Source organism: Rosistilla oblonga, assembly GCF_007751715.1.
Lineage (GTDB): Bacteria > Planctomycetota > Planctomycetia > Pirellulales > Pirellulaceae > Rosistilla > Rosistilla oblonga.
In genome coordinates this window covers 6595904-6613942 of sequence record NZ_CP036292.1, presented here as the reverse complement: position 1 = coordinate 6613942, position 18039 = coordinate 6595904, and the positions used below count along the sequence as shown (strand labels likewise).

At 58.0% G+C, this 18039-nt stretch carries 16 protein-coding genes; 8 read left to right on the top strand and 8 right to left on the bottom strand.

Annotation, left to right across the window (positions count from 1 at the left end; all coding sequences use genetic code 11):
* Window positions 1-43 precede the first annotated feature (43 nt).
* Window positions 44-658 carry a BON domain-containing protein gene (locus CA51_RS23330; protein WP_145123541.1) on the top strand — a complete coding sequence of 205 codons (615 nt, stop codon included), beginning with the start codon at window positions 44-46 and terminating at the stop codon, window positions 656-658.
* Between the two features lie 174 nt (window positions 659-832).
* Here CA51_RS23330 and CA51_RS23325 read toward each other — a convergent pair whose 3' ends face one another.
* A complete protein-coding gene (locus CA51_RS23325; RefSeq protein ID WP_231745855.1) occupies window positions 833-1891 on the bottom strand; it encodes a DUF1559 domain-containing protein in 1059 nt (352 codons plus the stop codon).
* A 342-nt stretch (window positions 1892-2233) separates the two neighbouring features.
* On the opposite strand from CA51_RS23325, the gene CA51_RS23320 reads away from it, so the two are divergent.
* Both CA51_RS23320 and CA51_RS23315 read left to right on the top strand, forming a co-directional pair.
* Complete coding sequence (locus CA51_RS23320; protein ID WP_145123539.1) at window positions 2234-2443, top strand: hypothetical protein; 210 nt, start codon at window positions 2234-2236, stop codon at window positions 2441-2443.
* A 387-nt stretch (window positions 2444-2830) separates the two neighbouring features.
* Complete coding sequence (locus tag CA51_RS23315; protein ID WP_145117415.1) at window positions 2831-4255, top strand: IS4 family transposase; 1425 nt, start codon at window positions 2831-2833, stop codon at window positions 4253-4255.
* Window positions 4256-4387: 132 nt separating this feature from the next.
* On the opposite strand, the gene CA51_RS23310 is transcribed toward CA51_RS23315, so the two are convergent.
* Both CA51_RS23310 and CA51_RS23305 read right to left on the bottom strand, forming a co-directional pair.
* Complete coding sequence (locus CA51_RS23310) at window positions 4388-5065, bottom strand: hypothetical protein (RefSeq protein WP_145123538.1); 678 nt, start codon at window positions 5063-5065, stop codon at window positions 4388-4390.
* Window positions 5066-5208: 143 nt separating this feature from the next.
* Window positions 5209-6657 carry a hypothetical protein gene (locus tag CA51_RS23305; protein WP_145123537.1) on the bottom strand — a complete coding sequence of 483 codons (1449 nt, stop codon included), beginning with the start codon at window positions 6655-6657 and terminating at the stop codon, window positions 5209-5211.
* Window positions 6658-7067: 410 nt separating this feature from the next.
* Here CA51_RS23305 and CA51_RS23300 point away from each other — a divergent pair, with 410 nt between their 5' ends.
* Window positions 7068-7793, top strand: a complete 726-nt coding sequence (locus CA51_RS23300) for a lipoate--protein ligase family protein (RefSeq protein WP_145123536.1) — start codon at window positions 7068-7070, stop codon at window positions 7791-7793.
* 50 nt (window positions 7794-7843) lie between these two features.
* Complete coding sequence (locus CA51_RS23295) at window positions 7844-9466, top strand: UTP--glucose-1-phosphate uridylyltransferase (protein WP_231745854.1); 1623 nt, start codon at window positions 7844-7846, stop codon at window positions 9464-9466.
* Between the two features lie 125 nt (window positions 9467-9591).
* On the opposite strand, the gene fusA is transcribed toward CA51_RS23295, so the two are convergent.
* Window positions 9592-11691, bottom strand: coding sequence for an elongation factor G (fusA, locus tag CA51_RS23290; protein ID WP_145123534.1), 2100 nt, complete (start codon window positions 11689-11691; stop codon window positions 9592-9594).
* Between the two features lie 705 nt (window positions 11692-12396).
* On the opposite strand from fusA, the gene CA51_RS23285 reads away from it, so the two are divergent.
* Window positions 12397-12951 (top strand): hypothetical protein, encoded by a 555-nt coding sequence (locus CA51_RS23285; protein ID WP_145123533.1) that lies wholly within the window; start codon window positions 12397-12399, stop codon window positions 12949-12951.
* 3 nt (window positions 12952-12954) lie between these two features.
* Entirely contained in the window at window positions 12955-13875 is a 921-nt protein-coding gene (locus tag CA51_RS23280; protein ID WP_145123532.1) for a WecB/TagA/CpsF family glycosyltransferase, read from the top strand.
* Between the two features lie 62 nt (window positions 13876-13937).
* Here the strand turns inward: CA51_RS23280 and CA51_RS23275 are convergent, their stop codons facing one another.
* The 4 genes from CA51_RS23275 to CA51_RS23260 all read right to left on the bottom strand — a co-directional run bounded on the left by CA51_RS23275 (window position 13938) and on the right by CA51_RS23260 (window position 17446).
* Complete coding sequence (locus CA51_RS23275; protein WP_145123531.1) at window positions 13938-15146, bottom strand: HD-GYP domain-containing protein; 1209 nt, start codon at window positions 15144-15146, stop codon at window positions 13938-13940.
* Between the two features lie 186 nt (window positions 15147-15332).
* Window positions 15333-16358 carry a 4-hydroxythreonine-4-phosphate dehydrogenase PdxA gene (gene pdxA, locus CA51_RS23270; protein ID WP_145123530.1) on the bottom strand — a complete coding sequence of 342 codons (1026 nt, stop codon included), beginning with the start codon at window positions 16356-16358 and terminating at the stop codon, window positions 15333-15335.
* Complete coding sequence (locus CA51_RS23265; protein ID WP_145123529.1) at window positions 16358-17188, bottom strand: TatD family hydrolase; 831 nt, start codon at window positions 17186-17188, stop codon at window positions 16358-16360. Before CA51_RS23265 ends, pdxA begins: the two co-directional genes overlap by 1 nt.
* A gap of 3 nt (window positions 17189-17191) precedes the next feature.
* Entirely contained in the window at window positions 17192-17446 is a 255-nt protein-coding gene (locus CA51_RS23260; protein WP_145123528.1) for a hypothetical protein, read from the bottom strand.
* Window positions 17447-17843: 397 nt separating this feature from the next.
* Here CA51_RS23260 and CA51_RS23255 point away from each other — a divergent pair, with 397 nt between their 5' ends.
* Window positions 17844-18038: a putative motility protein gene (locus tag CA51_RS23255; protein WP_145123527.1), complete on the top strand. Its 195-nt coding sequence runs from the start codon at window positions 17844-17846 to the stop codon at window positions 18036-18038.
* Window position 18039: the final 1 nt, after the last annotated feature.

Genomic DNA, 18039 nt, shown 5'->3' with positions numbered 1-18039 from the left:
TTTAGACATCGATCGCAAGGTAATCCAAACGAGGAACGCTACCATGAAAGCTATTAATACAATCGCTGCTCTTCTGTTCGCAGCGTTTACCGCATCGCAACTGCAAGCCGATTCGGAGTATCCGATTCGGCCTCCCGACCAGATCATCCAGCGAGACGTCGACGAAGAACTGCGGTCGCTGATCCATCGGATCCCGGCCGCCGTCGAGGCGCGTGTGGTTGCTGGGGAGGTGACTTTGCAGGGAGGTGTGTCGAGCTTCCTCGATCGGATGCGAATCGGTCGAAGGGTTGCCGGTGTCGAGGGAGTGAGTCGAGTGAACAATCGGTTGCGTGTCGAACGCATGCCGGTTCGGACCCAGCAACGCGATGATCGCACTGTCGATCGCCGCGACGATTTCGCGGATCTATCGAAGAAGCAACCGGCGGGCAAGCATACGCTGCGTGGAATGATCGATTCCAAACGGGAGGGCATGCTGGTCGTGCGCGACTTCCGCGCCGGACGCAGCGAAGTTGCGATGCTCGACGCCACCGAGGTGACGTTAAATGGAGCTCGCGTCGACGGCGACCAGATCGACGAAGGGCTGCTTGTCTTTATTCGCGGCCGGCGCGATGGCGGAAGGCTTGTCGCGGCTTCCGTCGAAGCCTATTCACCCGATTAGAACCAGCGGTCTCGCTGCGGGGCCGTCTGTGTTGGGAAGCTGCTAATCCCCGAGCCCTCGCGTTTCTGTTGTTGCCGAAAAAAAACGAGCCGCATTCCTCTGTAGGAGAAACGCGGCCCGCTTCGATTTGCCAATAGAATCGGCCAGTGTGTAGAGGCCGGTTCGATCGCGAGACTATTGCGTCACGATCTCGCCACCATTCTTGGATCCCATCGCGCCCCAGACGCCAAACGGGCTGGTGCCGCTGTCGTATCCGGTGCCGCGCCATGCCGCGACCGACGACAGGCTGCCGGTGTCGATGGTGTCGGAGATGAACCGGACCGAACCATCGCAGAAGACCGACATCACGCCACCGGGATGGTAGCTGCTGGGCGAGATCACCGAGTGAGCGGCGTCGGCGTTGACGTCAGTTCCTTCGTGACACGATGGACCGTTGGGAGGAATCACTGTGGTGAAACCTACACGTTCGGTTTGACCATCGGTCCAACGCGTTCCAAACCGCGACTTGACCTCGGCGACGTTGTTGTAGATCCCGTTGGTGTGGGTCTGCAGGCAAGCACCTGGATTCGTCCGCGGGTCGACGCTACCGATGATCGACATCTGGATGCGTGGCTGGCTGTTGGTGCCGCGCGAGAAGTTGCCTCGCTGATGTTCGCTCATCGCAATCGTGTTGCTTGTGCCGTCGGTGATGTCGGCAAATCGCGCTCCGCGACGATAGGCGAACACGCCGCGAACGTCGGTGCGATCGCGGTTGTTATCGATCTGGTCGCCGACGCTGAACATGTAGTTGTTCGTCGAGTCGGGAGTTCCCGAGTAGGCGCCCGATGGGCAGCGAAGCCCTTCGGGAGCTTGGTCCCAAACCGACCAACTGGCCCAGCCTTCGGGGCCGCCAGGTGGACGTGTGCCATCGCCAGCCATGATCTGATCGTACATCGGTTTCTGTTCCATGAAAGGAAGCAGCCCGATGAAGCCGCTGAGTCGATTGCAGTTGTCGCGTGGAGAGCCGCAGGTACCGGTTCCCTGTTTGCGGGGAACAAACGACTTGTAAGTGTCGTGGTAGTTGTGCAGCGAGATGCCGAGTTGCTTGAGGTTGTTGCTGCACTGCATTCGGCGGGCTGCTTCGCGCGCCGCCTGAACCGCTGGCAGCAGCAGACCGACCAAGATGCCGATGATCGCAATCACCACCAGCAATTCGACTAATGTAAAACCGTTTCGACGTGAGAATTTTTGCAAGCTAAGTATCTCCAAGGAAAAATGGATTGTCGAATCGAACGAACCATTAGATCGGCCGCCCCACATGCAACGTTGCTGGGGGGGCGTCGCGGGTAGGCGACACAAGATTCGACAAAGGAGCCTTGCACTCTAGTTTTGGGTTTGATTTTACGCAACGACACGAATTTCTTAGTATCAATCTGGTGGGTTTTTTAGCCCCAATAGGATCTGGATGTTTCCTGTGCGCTGCATTCCGCTTACGCTGTTAGGATAGGTCGATAGCACGATGTTTGCTGCGGCCACCGTTTATCTGCCGCCAATGTTGGGCAGCGGCGAAACTTCCCCCTGACAGAAGAGAGATCCATGCGTTACGAAGAGTTCCGCTTTGCAAAGTTGACCTCCACCCTGCTTGTCCTGCTGGCGATGGTCGCCGGTACCACAAGTGTCGGCTGCGGGCCGACATCGAGTCCGGAAGATTCCGCTGGCGAAGCGGAGGTGTTCGATGAGGATGCCTACGCTGAAGAGATGGCGGCTGAGCAGAAGCGCGTCGCAAAAGAACTCCGCGAACAGTAGAGTTCTTCGATTGAGCGTCCGGGAATGTGGGCAACAACAGTGCGTATCTCTATTCGCCTGTTGAGGAGAGATCTCCCGGCACGCTCTCTTCCGGCGCACTATCTCGCTGCATCGCAGTGGTGTGAACCGACGAGCAGTTGCCAGAGTCGATCGATCGGGTCGGCTTTGGCAAGCGGAGTAGTGAACCCGCGATCGCGATCGGCCCTCGATCGCAATCGCTGTTCATTCTTTCTAGCGGTTGGTCGAACTTGGATTTTAGGCCTGATGGTAGTGGACGAGGTCACGAGCTGTTGATTACCCACAAGTCGCCGCAAAAACAGCTCGTTTTGGCACGGTATTTGCGCTTGTAGTATTTCATTTTGCACAATGAAATCTTAAGGTGAAAGCATGCAACCGACCAGTATCGCATACGAATTTCAAGATATTCAACTTGGAGACAAACGTCTCAACGATCGAGCCGAAGCGTTGCTCGCCTCGCTGGCGGCCAACCCTTCGGCCAGTATCAACGAAGCTTGCAGTGGCTGGGACGAAACCAAAGCCGCTTACCGTCTATTCGATAACCCCAACGTCGATCCCGAAGCCATTCTCGGGGCTCACGCTGAAAAGACACTCCAACGAATCAAAGCCCAAGACACCGTTTGCATCGCACAAGATACCACCGAACTGGACTACACCGCGCATCCGCCCGAAGGCGTCCGCAATCTCGATCGCTTAGGCCGCCGTGGACTTTACGATCATTCCCACATCGCCTTCACGCCGGAGAAACTTTGTCTCGGGGTGGTCGGTGTTAAGTTCTACGATCGCGACAAAGAAGCGCTCGGCACCAGCAAGAAGCGAGAAGGCCAACCCCTACACACCGGCGAAGGGCAACGATGGCTCGATGGTTATCGCAAGGCCTGCGAGATCGCCGGAAAATGTCCTGAAACTCAGATCGTTTCGCTGGCCGATCGCGAAGGAGACATCTACGACATTTTCGTCGAAGCCGATCAGCATGAAACACCGGCTCAGTTCGTCATTCGCTCGCAGCGAAAACGCTCGTTGCCGGAGAAAGACCCCGATGGCGGGCCTGCGGCTTATAAGAAAATGCGTGCCGAAATCGCATCCGCCCAGCCGGTCGCTTACCGCGAAGTCCAGCTTCCCCAAACGCCCGAGCGAACCAAAGGATCAGGAAACAAACAACACCCTGGCCGTGAAGCACGCACTGCGAAGTTAGAAATTCGAGCGAAGCGGATGACTCTTCGTGCGCCACACAACAAGCAGTCTTCGATGCCGCCGGTCGAGATCAGTGTCGTTTGGGTGAGCGAGATCGATGGCCCAGGCGACGGAACCGAAGTCGACTGGCTGTTACTGAGTTCTCTGCCGGTCGACACGATTGCCCAGACGCTGCGGATTGTGGATTTGTATGTGGCTCGTTGGCCAATCGAAGTATTCTTTCGAGTTTTCAAAACTGGCTGCCGGGTCGAAGAGATTCAACTCGAAGCGAGAGACCGACTGATCCGCGCGTTGATGTTTTACAAAGTAATCGCATGGCGGATCATGTTTGTGACCTTCTTAGGCCGCGAGTGTCCAGAGCTTCCCTGTGATGTCGTCTTCAGCGAAGCGGAATGGAAGTCGGTCTGGAAAGTGGTGGAAAAGACGGCTCCCCCAAAGCAAGCTCCTGAGCTGTCACAATTCATCCCGGTCCTTGCGACCCTTGGCGGCTACAATCACCGCCAAGGCGACGGTCCGCCGGGAGCCGAAGTGATCTGGCGAGGCACGCGGCGAATGCTCGACTTCGCCCTCTGCTGGCAAGCCTTCGGACCAGACCAATGACTTGTGGGTAATCGACAGGAGGTCACGAGTCCCCATCATCTCTGGCGCCGAAGGACTCGTGACCTCGTCCACTACCTTAAATTTTAGTGTTGATGCTGCATTTGTTCCCGGTGGAGTTGTCCGCTGGACATTCTAACGCGAGCGGAAGGTTGGCGGTGCCGAGAGCGTTCCGTTGTTCGACGGGAAGCTGTTGCTGGGAACGGGAGTTGGCGAGGCGGAGCGGTTGCCGCCGCTGTTGGCGTTGGTGGGGACGTTGTTCGATTCGGTTAGGTACCAGCGTTTGCCATTGAGTCCAGCGATCGAACTCCATTGCAGGTTGGGGACCAGAAGGATCGATGCGATGCTGGGGCCGTTGACTTGAGCGGCACCCCATTCGGTATCGATCGTCAATCGTTTGACGTCGGTCGCACCGGTCACCGAATCGCCATTGAGCATCACGATCGTGGTCGAGGTGTCTTCCTGTGAAGCAAAGCGAATCCCGGCGACTTCCGACAGCGGGATCATCAATTCGCCAAACCCTGTCTTCATCTGTACTTCGGTCGTGTCGGTCAGCGTTCCGCGGATCACGCTTTGATTAGCGAGCGTGATCGTAACGCTCAGCGGCCGCGTGGCGAGAGCGCCAGGCGAGGAAACGGCTGTCGCGACGGGGTCGTCGCCACTTGCTGTCGGCTTGGCAACCGGAAGATCTTCGTCGCCGGTGGGAGTTGCCACCGGGAGCTCTTGGACGACGCTCGATTCGTCTTGAGCAAAGGCCGACGATCCGACCAGCAGCGGCAGCGACAAGGCGAGGGTGCAGTAGAGCAGACGCATGGATATCTCCCAGGATTGATTCTAAATATCGAGGACGTTGGATTTCGTCTCTAGATTAATCAACCGCTGGGCGATGAGGCACGGAACAACCACAAAAGAGCTGGTTTTTACGTTCCGCAGCGTTACAACCCGATGGGGACTGCTTAAGCTTCCGTCGATGGGCGATCGTTTGCCCCGTTGCCCGGACCGTTGAGCGTTGGAGCATCGATCGGATCTTTGTCGCTTGGGCTGTCGATCGTCGAGTCTTTTGCAGGTGCGTCGGTCGCTGGATCTGCTGTTGGTTCGGGGCTGTCGACTTCTTCAACCTCTTCGACTGCTTCCAGTTCGGTCTCTACCTTGTGCGATGTGACGCCTGGTTTATCTTCCGTGGCTTCAGCTGGCGTGGGGGTGATGGACATCGATGTCTCGACGGGCGAGCTGGAGACGATCGCAGCGCTGTAGGGATCGTAATAGGTCAGCGGCACGCGTTGCATGACTTGGCGTGGTACCAATCGCGTCGTGGTGTAGGGAACGTAGCGAGCTGTCGTTTGCGGAACGCGAACCTTCTTAACAACCGTCTGCGTCTTGTAGACCTTGACCGGGACCTGTTCTACACGCGTTTCGTAGGTGATCCGTTGGGTTTGCACGGGAACGCGGCGGACGTGTTCCTCGGGAACCATCTTGTAAGACTGAACGGGAACCTGATGCTTGATGTATTCGGTAACCGGACGACTGACTTGATATGGGATCTTGCGAACCTCGGTCGTCGGTTGCATCGTCGTCACCTGGACGGGGATGTTTTGCGTGACAACTTCGCTTTGCATACGTGTGACTTGGATCGGACGCTGTTGTTGAACAACCTGCGGGACCATCGTCGTTTGTTGGTATTGTTGTGTGACGTAGTTCGGGCGATAGGTCATCTGAGTTTGAACTGTCGCTGGCGTCGCGTAGGGGACCGCTTGGTACGCACCGCGACGAGTGGCAAAGACGCCGAAGGGGCCGGGCTGATAATAAGCGGCTGGATTCCACTGAGCTGCGTAGCCGACGGTTCCCGGTTGAACGTATTGCTGGGCGACGTAGCCACCTTGGTCGACGACCTGCTGTTGAACCGTTGTGACGGGACGGAAGGTCGTGACGTTTTCGGTTTGATATTGCGTTTCGACAACCGGGCGTTGAACGACCTGTTGTTGCTGTTGATATTGCGTGGTCGTCACGGGGCGATAGGTCGTGACCTGTTCCTCGCGTTCGGCGGTTTCGGTGACGTACCGAGTCTGGGCTCGCATCTCTTCGCGATAGCTGGTCTCCAGCACTGGCTTCATGACCGTGTAGCGATCTTCGCGATAGGTCGTCTCGACGATCGGTTTAGCGACTCGATAGGTCCGCTGTTCCATCTTGGTCTCGACAACCGGCTTCTCTTCGGTGATCTCCCGCTCGACATAATTGGTTTCATAAACCAATCGGTAGTTTGTGACCTTCTGCTCTTCGTAGACGGTTTCACATTGCATTCGGTAGGCTGGGCGGAAACAGCACTCATCTTGAGCTTCGACCGCAGCCGGCACGGAGACTGCCGTGCAGAGCGAAACAAGGGCGATGATGTTCTTTTTGTGCGTCATAACAAATCCGACCGATGCGATTCGGGGCTGAAAAGATTGATAGCGATTTCAACTGGACCAAGGCCTCTATGCACATCGCGTGCGATAGACATCTTTAGTGTGTCCAGCGGGTAACCAATATGCAAATCATTACTTGCCGAGCCGCAGAGGCAAATCCGCAATGGGTAAGTAGTTACGTTTTTCAAAAAAAATTAAAGTCCCAGCCGCTCCCTGTCGACAGCCTTTTCGGCAATGTTTCGCTATCTCCACCAGCTTGTTTCACCGACGGCACAAGCGTTGCATTTTCGCAACGTCGACTCCCCCGGCGGCTGGGCGCTTCTGGGGGGATGGAAACCGAAGCGATTCACCGCTTGAATGGCAGCACCGAGCGATGGTGCTCGCGTCCCGAGAACCTTTGACGACCCAAATCTATGCAGTTACTCGATCTATCGTTGCCCCAGTCCGCGGGAAATCTAGCGCTCGACGAGGCGTTGTTGGAGGCGGCCGAGGCGGCCGGCAGCCAATCTGATAGCGAGGTGCTGCGGCTGTGGAAGTTCGATCGTCCGACGGTGGTCGTCGGCCGTGGCTCCAAAGTCGAGGACGAGGTGAATCGCGAGTTCTGCGATTCGGTCTCGATCCCCATCCTGCGGCGTTGCAGCGGCGGAACCTCGGTCACCGTGGGGCCGGGCTGCCTGTTGTATTCGCTGGTCCTTAATACCGACCTCCGTCCGGAACTGAAGGACCTCGATCGCGCCCATCAGTTTGTCATGCAGACGATCTGCGACGCGGTCGCTCGGCTGTTGGGGCGGATCGAATTCCAAGGGACCTGCGATCTCACCTGGCAGAATCGTAAGTTCTCCGGCAACAGCTTGCGCGTCGCCCGCCGCCATCTGCTCTACCATGGAACGCTGTTGTTCGATTTCCCCATCGATTTGGTGCAGCAGACGCTCCGCGTTCCCCCCCGCCAGCCCGACTACCGCGAGGGACGATCGCACGATCAGTTTGTGATTAACCTGCCGCTGGGTGAACAGCGGCTGCGCGACGCGATGGCTGATGCCTTTGAAGTTCAGGGGAACCTGCAACAATGGCCCCAAGAACGTGTCCATCAGTTAGTAGAATCGCGTTACAGTAAGTCGGAATGGAATTTTCGGCATTAAATTTGCACGGCATGCGTTCCCGTAAGAACTCCCTACCGACCCAGGAACCTATGAATACTTCATTGCAATCAAAACTCGCCAGCTTCGGTCAGGAACATCTGCTTCAATTCTGGGATCACATCGATTCCACGCAGCGGCAGCAGCTTACGGAACAGATCGAGCAGATCGATTTCGCGCGGCTGCAACGCTTGATCGACGCCGCCGATGCGGAGGTCGATCTCGAGGCGATCGCTAGTCGCGCCGAGCCGCCACGCGCCGTCCGCGCCGATGGATCGGGAGCCGCCTGGAGTATCGATCAAGCTGTCGAAGCGGGCAGCGAAGCGCTGGCGGCCGGCAAGGTCGGGATGATCTTGGTCGCCGGAGGCCAAGGCTCGCGACTGGGGTTTGAGAAACCGAAGGGCCTGTTTCCGATCGGCCCGGTCTCGCAGCGAACACTCTTTCAGATGCACGCCGATCTTTTAGCGGCGATCTGCGAACGCTATCAGGTGATGATCCCGCTGTACGTGATGACCAGTCCGGCAACCCATGCTGAGACGATCGAATATTTTGCGGAGACCGACAACCTGGGGCTACACGACGACCAGTTGCACGTCTTTTGTCAGGGAACGATGCCGGCAGTCGATCGGGCGACAGGTCGCGTGCTGCTGCAGTCGAAGCATGAATTGGCGCTCAGCCCCGACGGGCACGGTGGCACGGTTTCGGCGCTTGCCGCCAGCGGTTGCTTGAAGGATGCGATCTCGCGCGGCATCGAACACCTCGCCTACGCTCAGGTCGACAATCCGCTAGCCAATCCCTGCGACGCTGCCCTGATCGGGCATCACATCCTCGCCGACAGCGACATGACGACTCAGGTTGTTCGCAAACGCGACCCTCTGGAACGCGTCGGCAATGTCGTGCTGGTCGACGGGAAGGTGCAGATTATCGAATACATTCACCTGCCCGAAGCGGCGGCTCGGCAGACCGAGGCTGATGGTTCGCTGCGGCTGTGGGCTGGCAATATCGCGATCCATGTTTTCAAAACGTCTTTCCTGAAGATGGCGACCGATCACGACGACAAGCTGGCGTTCAATCGCGCCTATAAAAAGGTCCCCCATCTCGACGGCAGCGGCAACGCGGTCTCGCCCGCTGATCCGAACGCTATCAAGTTCGAACGGTTCATCTTCGACCTGCTGCCGATGGCGAAAAACGCGTTTGTTGTCGAAGGGGTTGCCGCGGAGATCTTCGCACCGGTGAAGAATGCCGATGGTGCCCCGAGCGACACGCCGACCGCATCGCGACAGGCGATCAGCGATCTGCATCGCGGATGGTTGACTGCCGCGGGAGCAAGCGTTGCCGCAGGTGCGATGGTCGAGATTCATCCCGGTTGGGCTCAGGACGCTCAAGAAACCGCCGACCGAGTCGAGCCAGGTTTGTCGGTCACAGAGGATCGCTATTTTGAACCTCAGCCGGGCGATCTGGTTCAGGTCGTAATCGCTCGGGCCGACTCGGCGACCGAAGCGAGCATCATCCAGGCGCAATTGGGTGGCGCCGGGATCCAGAGCTTCACTCAAGGTGCCAACGCCAGCGTGATGCTGTCGGGCGTTGGGAACCCCAGCAAGGGAATCCCCGTCCTGGTCGCAAACCGCGACGCGGATCGGGCTCGCGAGATTCTGGAATCGGGCGACGAAGCGTAACGCGATCCGCCAGCGGTTTGAATTCGCTGGCGGGCCGCTTGTCCGCTGGCATTAAAAAAACAAAGGCCACGTCGATCGATCGACGTGGCCTTTGCGTTATATGGACAACGGAGGTTCGAAGTAGATTACTTCGAGCCAACCAGTTGAGCGTTCTTCTTCTCGTTGACGATATCTTCTTGGATATTGCCTGGGACCTTCGCGTACTTGCAAAGTTCCATCGTGAACGTTCCCTGACCCTGCGTCATACTACGCAGGTCGGTCGCGTAACCGAAGGTTTCTGCAAGAGGCACTTCAGCGCTGATGTAGCTGACGCCTTCGCGGATGTCGGTGTTGGTGATCATTCCACGACGGCCGGTCACGTCGCCCACAACCGCACCTTGGAACGATTCGGGGCATTCGAGTTCGACTTGCATGATCGGTTCCAACAAGACAGGCGATGCCTTCTTGAAGTATTCGCGGAAGCATTCGCGAGCACATGTGTGGAACGATTTTTCCGACGAGTCGACGTCGTGGTACGCACCGTCGGTCAAGGTCACGCGGGTTCCCACAACGGGGAATTCAGCAACAGGCCCTTTGATCAACGAATCGCGGAAGCCCTTTTCGACGGCTGGGATGTATTGCTTAGGAATACGTCCCTGAACGACCTTGTCTTCGAATTCGAAGCTGTCTTCGCTATCGCTTTCGATCGGTTCGATCGAACCCTTGATATGCGCGAACTGACCCGAACCACCAGTCTGTTTCTTGAACTTGTGGTCGAAGTCGACGTGCTTGGTTGGGGCTTCGCGGTAGCTAACCTTCGGTGCACCCACTTCGACGCTGACGCCGTATTCACGACGCATCCGTTCGACGTAAACGTCAAGGTGCAATTCACCCATGCCGCTGATCAGAACCTCACCGCTCTCCTCGTCGGTCTCGACGCGGAAGGTCGGGTCTTCCTTGCGGAAGCGTTGCAGCGCCTTGCCCATCTTGTCCGCTTCGGCACGACTTGTCGGCGTGACCGAAATCTTGATGACAGGTTCGGGAACGAACATCGATTCGAGCGTGCAGAAGTTTCGCTCAGGGGCGTAAGCGTCACCGCTGGCACAGTCGATGCCCATGACTGCGATGATGTCGCCGGCGCTAGCCGAATCGATTTCTTCACGCTTGTTACTGTGCATCCGCACCAAGCGGCTGAAGCGTTCCTTCTTGCCGGTACGTTGGTTGATATACGATCCGCCCTTCTCGCACGTACCTTGGTAGATACGCATGTAGGTCAGTTGGCCGTATTCATCGTCGACGATCTTAAACGCCATGCCGACAAACGGTTCGTTGGGATCGGGTGTCAGCGGAATCTGCTTGGTCTCGTCCTTAGGATCGATACCGTGGATTTCGCGATCCAGTGGGCTGGTCAAGTAACGAGCCACAGCGTCCAACAACGGTTGCACGCCCTTGTTCTTGTAGGCACTGCCCATGTAGACGGGAGTTGCACCGGCGTGGACTGCCTTGCGAGCGACTTCGTAGATCAGTTCGACGCTGATCTCTTCTTCGCTGAGCATCTTCTCCATCATGTCGTCGCTGTACATCGACAGCGCTTCGAGCATCGCCAGGCGAGTCTCTTCGATTTCGTCGGCCATCTCCGCTGGTGGCTCTTCGATACGCAGAGTTTCACCGTTGTCGCCATCGAAGTAATAGGCTTTGCGTTCGATCAGATCGACGACGCCCTTGAAGTTGTCTTCGCGACCGATCGGCAACTGCATCAGGAAGGCGTCCGCTTGCAGCTTTTCCTTCAGTTCACGCAAACCGCGGAACGGATCGGCACCGGTGCGGTCCATCTTGTTGATGAACGCCAAGCGAGGAATCTTATAACGCTTCATCTGGCGATCGACAGTGATCGATTGGCTTTGAACGCCACCGACGCTGCAGAGAACCAGAACCGCACCATCGAGAACGCGCAGCGAGCGCTCCACTTCGACGGTGAAGTCGACGTGGCCGGGGGTGTCGATCAAGTTGACGTTGTACTCTTCGCCCAAGTGATTCCACTTCAGCGAGGTCGCAGCACTGGTGATCGTGATACCACGCTCTTTTTCCAGGTCCATGTGATCCATCGTTGCGCCGTCACCGCCGCCACGAACGTCTTCGATCTTGTGGATTCGACCAGCGTAGAACAGGATGCGTTCGCTGAGGGTTGTTTTGCCCGAATCGATGTGGGCACTGATACCGATATTACGTACTTTTTCCAAATTCATTGATGTCACCTGAACATCTTGTGCTGGTCGCGGCAGTCGCTTGATACAAGTGGGCGACGCTCTAACACGAGCGATAGAAAACACAAATCTTTACAAGTCTTTACTTCGGCTTGGCTGGCCCTTGACCTGGCAGGGAACCGAGGCAATCTGTAACGATTTTTTCGATTCTTCGACCTCGGTCCGCAGTTGCGGCAAGGGAAGCGATTTGACGATCAAGCCGTTCAGAGCGGAACTTAACGTCTAATCAATCGCCATAGGCCATTTTTTACGGACTTTTAGCCCGTTCCAATCCATCTATTCGGTCAATATGACAAAGCGTTTGCGAATGCAAAAGGGCAAATCTGTTCGATTCCTCCTCATTATCTAAAACTACTTTTCCCTATTTGCCCTGGAAATGCTTGCTGAATTCGCCGCAAGCCAGAGTCCAGCCGCTGCCAGTTTTAAGACACGCCAGCACCGAAACGGGTTCCTTTTGGTAGCGTTTTTAGGGACGGGGGAGCTTCTGTTCGGTCGAGCGATGGGCGTCGTAATCCGGATCTTCGGAACAGTCATTTCAGGCGGAACGGTTCCTGGTCGCTGCCCAAGTCTTCCTTCAGGTCCTTCGCTTGGATTGCCACCGCTGCGCACTAGGGTTGAGTGAATTGGCATGCCGAGGGGGTGTGCTGTTTCGTATCCAACCGAACCGCAAACGAGATACCCGTGACCATGAACGCTAAATTATCCATCCGAACCACGCTGTTTGCCGCTGTCGCGGCGATCGCGGTCCCCGCATCAGCCGGCTGGCTGGACGTCTTGGTCAGCCCTGTCGCATACGAAGAGATCGCCGTTCCCGAAGCTATCAATGCACCGGTCCAAGAGGATCACTCGGTGATGATCGAAACGGCTCCGCCCGTGATGGAATCGACTTACGAATCTTACGCACCGATCTATTCACCCGCCCCAGCGGCGTATTCCCGCGGCGGTCATTGCTGCGAACAACCGCGAGTTATCTATCGCAACCATCCGATCTTGGCGATGTTGATGCACAAGTGCAAAGCAGGTCAGGCGGGACAGGTTGTCGTGCAGGTGCCGACCGGATGCTGCCCGACCGAAGTCGCGTTGTGCGTTCCTTTGTGCTGCACCACCTGCCCTCCCGAGGTCAGCAAGTCGCGCGATCTGCTGGGCCGTTGCGTCTTCCAATACTGCTGGCCCTGTGGTACGAAAATTAACATCGTGCAGCGTTACACCGGCGATTTGGTCGTCCACTCCTACGAGCTCTAATCGATGTCCAACGCTTTCCAAACGAATGCCGCGGCCCAGGTGTTTCTGGACCGCAAACCGGTTCATGCCGATCGCGCGCTCTCCAAGCTGGAAGCTCAAATCGTCCAGTTGGAGGCGCGTGTCGAAGAGGCGCTGGCGGAACCCGATTCGAACGGTGACCGGTCGCCAGCAAAGCCCGAGGCTGTCGAGATCTGGGGTGTCCCCTTTTCGCGGCTCACTCTCGGCCAGACTCTGCAGCATGTCGACCGCTTGGTCGCCGCGGGCCAACCCGGCTACTTCATCACGGCGAACCTGAACTACAACATGCTCACGTCGCAGCATCCAGAGTTGCGGCAGGTGAACGACGATGCTGCGTTTATCGTTTGCGATGGGATGCCGATGGTCTGGCGCTCGCGTTGGACCGACAGCCCGTTGCCCGAACGCGTTGCCGGTTCAGAGCTGATCTATGCGCTCACCAAATGGTCCGCGCATAAAGGGCATCGGATCTATTTCCTTGGCGGTGCACCGGGCGTGGCTCAAGCCGCTGCCGATAAGTTGTCGGCCAGATATCCCGGCCTGATCGTTGCCGGCGTTCACTCTCCCCCGTTCCGGCCGCTCGACGATCAAGAGCATGCCGATCTGATCGATCAGATTCGCAGCAGTAAACCGGACATCGTCTACGTTGCGATGGGGCAACCCAAGGGTGAGCTCTGGATCGCGGAGAACTATCGAGCGATCGGGGCTCCCGTCTGTGTGCAGATCGGTGCTTCGTTCGACTTCGTCGCCGGCGGCGTCGCGCGAGCTCCGCGATGGATCCAGCGAGCTGGTCTCGAGTGGTGCTACCGGATGGCGCAAGAGCCGCAGCGTCTGGCGGGGCGGTACTGGCAGAACGGAAAGTTTTTGCTGCGAGCGTTGTGGCAAGAGACGCCATTGGCCGGCCGCTAATCTGCTTTAATGCCTAACGCGTTGTTTTGGCGACGCGTTGGTGGTTCGCTGTCTGCGATCGATCAGACGGCGCTTGTTCCTTGCGGTTGATGAACGCTTGGGATCCAGATCGGCCGCTGCAGTTCGTCTTGTTGCAGCCGGATCTCTTGCGACGACGGATTGGCTTCGATCGCCACGATCTGCAGGTCCGACTCGCGAAGATTGATCAGTTCGTCGGTGTCGAGCGTGACGACCGTCGGCTTGGTGTAGTAGGGAGAATTGCTGCGGATCACGCGAGCGATCCTCGCGTCGTCGAGTCGAACGAAGCTGCCTACTGGGAACAGCGAGACTAGGTTCAGTAGGCCGCGGACCGCTTCGGCGTCGCAGCGTCCGGCGCGAACCTGGTGCAGCAGGCAGACCAGTGCGTCGTACGGTTTAACCGCGGGCCGGCCGTCGAGCGAGTTTTGCAGCGTGAGGTAGGCATCGGCAACATTTAGGATCCTGGCGATCCGGTTCACTTGCGATCCGCCGACGCCGTGCGGAAATCCCGTTCCATCGAGCTGTTCGTGGACGTGTTGGATGCCCATGCGGGCGCGGTCGCTGAGGCCGGAGATCGATCCGCACAACTGGTAGGCGACGATCGGGTGTCGGGAGTAGGTCGCGAAGTCCGACGCCGACAGTTCGCTGCGGCGGCTCCGCGCTTCGGGCCCCAGTTCCAGTTCTCCGAGCCCCATTTCGTGCAGCGACCCGGCGATGCCGACATCCAGGATCTCGTCCACATCGCAGCCCGGGATCTCTTGGGCGATCATCATTCCCAGAGTGCTTAGGGTCAGGCAGTGCGAGCTGAGTTCGTGGTATTCGGATTGATGCAGCGTCGACGAAAGCGTCTGGTCGATATCCTGTTCGCTCTGCTTGGCAAACCGCGAGGGGATTTCGGCGAGGTCTTGCCAATCGACGCGGCCGCGGCCGTGTAGCGTCGCTGTCATTTCGCGGATCTTGAACGTCGATTCGTCGATCAAGCGACGCAGGACCGCGGCCCGCTCCTGCGAATAGGGTTCGTTGGCCATCGTCAGCCGCTGTTGCCGGTGGATGCCGGAGGTCGCCGACGAGTCGAAGGCCTGTTCGGAATCTTGCAGCACGCGGCGCAGTCCGTGGCGTTGGATCGTCGCCGCGATATCGGCGGTGATCAGTTCTCCTGCACGATACAGCACATCGCCGCTGCTGGAGAGAATGTCTTCTTGAAGCAGTTCCCCGACGTTCAGTTGATGGCCGCTTTCTGCCAGTGTCCCCATCGTTTGCCCTTGAGGTGTAAGAAGACGCAGTAGGTTGTCCACTGCGGCTGATCGAACTGGAGGGGCGGGGAGCTTGTAGGAAAAGGGAGAATCGGGACAAGTCTGCGGGAGCCGCGGGATGTTCGAGCGATTGTAAGGAATGCTCACGTCGCGGCGCGACTAGTCTAATCTCTGTATTTGCGTTGACTAAGTGTTCGCCTTGGCTGGCTCTTCTGGTGCTTCGTTTTTCGCCAGATCGATTGCCATGCGGATAGCTTGCTTCATGCTCGTGTCGCTGGCGATCCCCTGCCAAGCAATGTCCAGAGCGGTGCCGTGATCGACGCTGGTGCGAACGATCGGCAGTCCCAGCGTCACGTTGACAGCTTCGTCAAACGCCAGCGTCTTCAGCGGGATCAGGCCCTGGTCGTGATACATGCAAACGTAGACGTCGGACTGCCGTCGCATCGCCGGAACAAACGCGGTGTCGGCGGGCAAGGGGCCGGTCACGGAGAGCCCTTCGCTGCGGGCGGCTTCGATCGCTGGAACGATCCATCGCTCCTCTTCCCGTTGCCCGAACATGCCCCCTTCGCCAGCGTGCGGATTGAGTCCGCAGACGGCGACGCGAGCGGGACGTCCGCGTTGTCGGGAGATCGCCGCGTGGGCTAGCCGGATCGTCTGCAAGATCTTTTCGGTCGACAGCAGTTCCGGCACCTCGCACAGTCCGACATGCACCGTGACCAGGGCGCACGAGACGTCGTGACTGGTCAGCATCATGCAGCATCGATCGGCCTGCGATCGCTGAGCCAGCAGTTCGGTGTGCCCGGGGAATTCGATCCCCGCCGCGTGCCAGGCTTCTTTCTGAATCGGCCCGGTAACGATTGCATCGACCTGCCCTGCCAACGCGGCATCGATCGCATCGACGACATAGGCAAACGAAGCCGCTCCGGTCGCTCGATCGACAATCCCCGGGCGGAAGCCGTCCAGCGGAGATGCGAAATCGAAGATCGCCGGTTGGTCGATCTTGGCGATCGCCGCCAGTCCCGCGGTCCGCGGAACGATTTGTTGTGGCAGCGGCAGCGCCAACCGCTGGCCGACCGATTGTAAGATCGCCAGGTCGCCAAACAGGATCGGGACGCAGCGATCAGTGATCTCGCGATCGCCGAGAATCTTTAATGCCAGTTCGGGGCCAACCCCCGCGGGGTCGCCGGTTGTGATCGCCAGCCGTGGCTTCATTAGCTGGGTGCCTGTTGCCCGTCGCGCGGTTGGAAGTTGAAGTTCTTGCTCTGCGAAAAGAAAGCGACAGGGTTTTCGTAAACGACCTTGCGGATCGTCGCTTCGGGAATCCCGCGTTGGCGGCACTCAAAGATCAGGTCGGGGACCGCCGTCGGTTTGCTGGGTCCCCAGTCGCCGGCGGAGTTGACTAACAAACGCTCTGCCCCGTACATCTCGATCATGTCGACGGCGCGATCGGGCGTGCACTTGGAGATTGGGTAGAGGGTCATTCCGGCCCAGAATCCGCGATCCAGGACCTCGGCGACGGTATGCTCTTCGACGTGGTCGACCAGCACGCGGTCGCGATTGACTCGCGAATCGCCGCACAACATATCCAAGATCATCCGCGTCCCTTGGTACTTGTCTTCCAAGTGAGGCGTGTGGATCAGGATCGATTGCTCGTGAGCGATCGCCAGTTCCATGTGCTCGATGAAAATTGTCGCTTCGTTGGGCGTGTTTTTGTTCAGCCCAATCTCGCCGATTCCCAGCACGCCGGGGCGGTCGAGGAACTCGGGGATCATCGCGATCACCTCGCGCGACAGTTCGACGTTTTCGGCTTCTTTGGCGTTGATGCACAGCCAGGTGAAATGCTGGATGCCATATTGAGCCGCCCGCCGTGGTTCGACTTCGGTAAGTTGGCAGAAGTAGTCGCGGAATCCGTCGACCGAACCGCGATCAAAGCCGGCCCAGAACGCCGGTTCGCTGACCGCGACGCAGCCCATTCGGGCAAGCGTGGCGTAGTCGTCGGTGATTCGCGACACCATGTGAATGTGTGGATCGATGTAATCCATGGCTTAGACCCCCATCTCGTCTCGCCAGTCGGCGTTGTATTCGCGTGAGAATAATTTCTGAACCTGTTCAGCGCGGTTCGCCGCACTGTCGGACAATATCTCGATACCTTGACGCAGCAAGGCGTCGCGTGGATCTTCGCCGGTGCTCCCCTGGGCTCGATCGATACGATCGAAGATCGCGGCGATCTCGAGGATCCGCGCGCGAGCTTCCAGGTAGTGTCGGTCGAGCACTTGTGAGGCGGTTTGTTGTGAGTTCATGGTCGCGGCCCAGTCGGTGGTGAGGATTCGAAAGGCACGTTTGGCGGGTGGCGGTAAATCGTCAGCTTTCACCGTGCTGTTGTTCCCCCGCGTGCGGCGTCGCATCGCGATCGAGACATCGGTAAGCCGCGGCGATGCGGAGCGATTTTGCCCTAAGTGGTCATTAAAGGCTGTTCAGCGAATTATAACGAGAAATCGAAAGAGCGTCGCTGGGGGCTGGCGTCAGGTTCGGCGGCAACTCTCGTGGGGCGATGCCTAATCGGCACAATCGGCAAGGATCATCGCTGGAGGCGGAAAGGGGGGCGGCAGTTGTTCAGATTCACCCAGCTTGCACACCGTTTTCGCTCGATACTTGCCAAGTCTTTTGTTTTGACTTGGGAACGAGGAGTTCAGATCGATGTCGAGCGTCAACGGAATTGCACAAACCGCTACCGCGATCGCAAACGCACAGCTGCACACCAGAGTCGATTTCGCGGTGCTGCAGAAACAACAGGAAGCGTCGCAACAGGCGGGGGATGCGGCGGTGCAGTTGATCGAAGCCGCCGCAGCGGTTGGCCAGCCCGTCGATACGCTGGAGCTGTCCGAAGGTTAAT

Excerpts from the sequence above, each read along its gene's own strand:
- CA51_RS23330 (WP_145123541.1), top strand. The coding sequence starts at position 44 with ATGAAAGCTATTAATACAATCGCTGCTCTTCTGTTCGCAGCGTTTACC.
- CA51_RS23320 (WP_145123539.1), top strand. The coding sequence starts at position 2,234 with ATGCGTTACGAAGAGTTCCGCTTTGCAAAGTTGACCTCCACCCTGCTT.
- CA51_RS23315 (WP_145117415.1), top strand. The coding sequence starts at position 2,831 with ATGCAACCGACCAGTATCGCATACGAATTTCAAGATATTCAACTTGGA.
- CA51_RS23310 (WP_145123538.1), bottom strand. The coding sequence starts at position 5,065 with ATGCGTCTGCTCTACTGCACCCTCGCCTTGTCGCTGCCGCTGCTGGTC.
- CA51_RS23305 (WP_145123537.1), bottom strand. The coding sequence starts at position 6,657 with ATGACGCACAAAAAGAACATCATCGCCCTTGTTTCGCTCTGCACGGCA.
- CA51_RS23300 (WP_145123536.1), top strand. The coding sequence starts at position 7,068 with ATGCAGTTACTCGATCTATCGTTGCCCCAGTCCGCGGGAAATCTAGCG.
- CA51_RS23295 (WP_231745854.1), top strand. The coding sequence starts at position 7,844 with ATGAATACTTCATTGCAATCAAAACTCGCCAGCTTCGGTCAGGAACAT.
- fusA (WP_145123534.1), bottom strand. The coding sequence starts at position 11,691 with ATGAATTTGGAAAAAGTACGTAATATCGGTATCAGTGCCCACATCGAT.
- CA51_RS23285 (WP_145123533.1), top strand. The coding sequence starts at position 12,397 with ATGAACGCTAAATTATCCATCCGAACCACGCTGTTTGCCGCTGTCGCG.
- CA51_RS23280 (WP_145123532.1), top strand. The coding sequence starts at position 12,955 with ATGTCCAACGCTTTCCAAACGAATGCCGCGGCCCAGGTGTTTCTGGAC.
- CA51_RS23275 (WP_145123531.1), bottom strand. The coding sequence starts at position 15,146 with ATGGGGACACTGGCAGAAAGCGGCCATCAACTGAACGTCGGGGAACTG.
- pdxA (WP_145123530.1), bottom strand. The coding sequence starts at position 16,358 with ATGAAGCCACGGCTGGCGATCACAACCGGCGACCCCGCGGGGGTTGGC.
- CA51_RS23265 (WP_145123529.1), bottom strand. The coding sequence starts at position 17,188 with ATGGATTACATCGATCCACACATTCACATGGTGTCGCGAATCACCGAC.
- CA51_RS23260 (WP_145123528.1), bottom strand. The coding sequence starts at position 17,446 with ATGAACTCACAACAAACCGCCTCACAAGTGCTCGACCGACACTACCTG.
- CA51_RS23255 (WP_145123527.1), top strand. The coding sequence starts at position 17,844 with ATGTCGAGCGTCAACGGAATTGCACAAACCGCTACCGCGATCGCAAAC.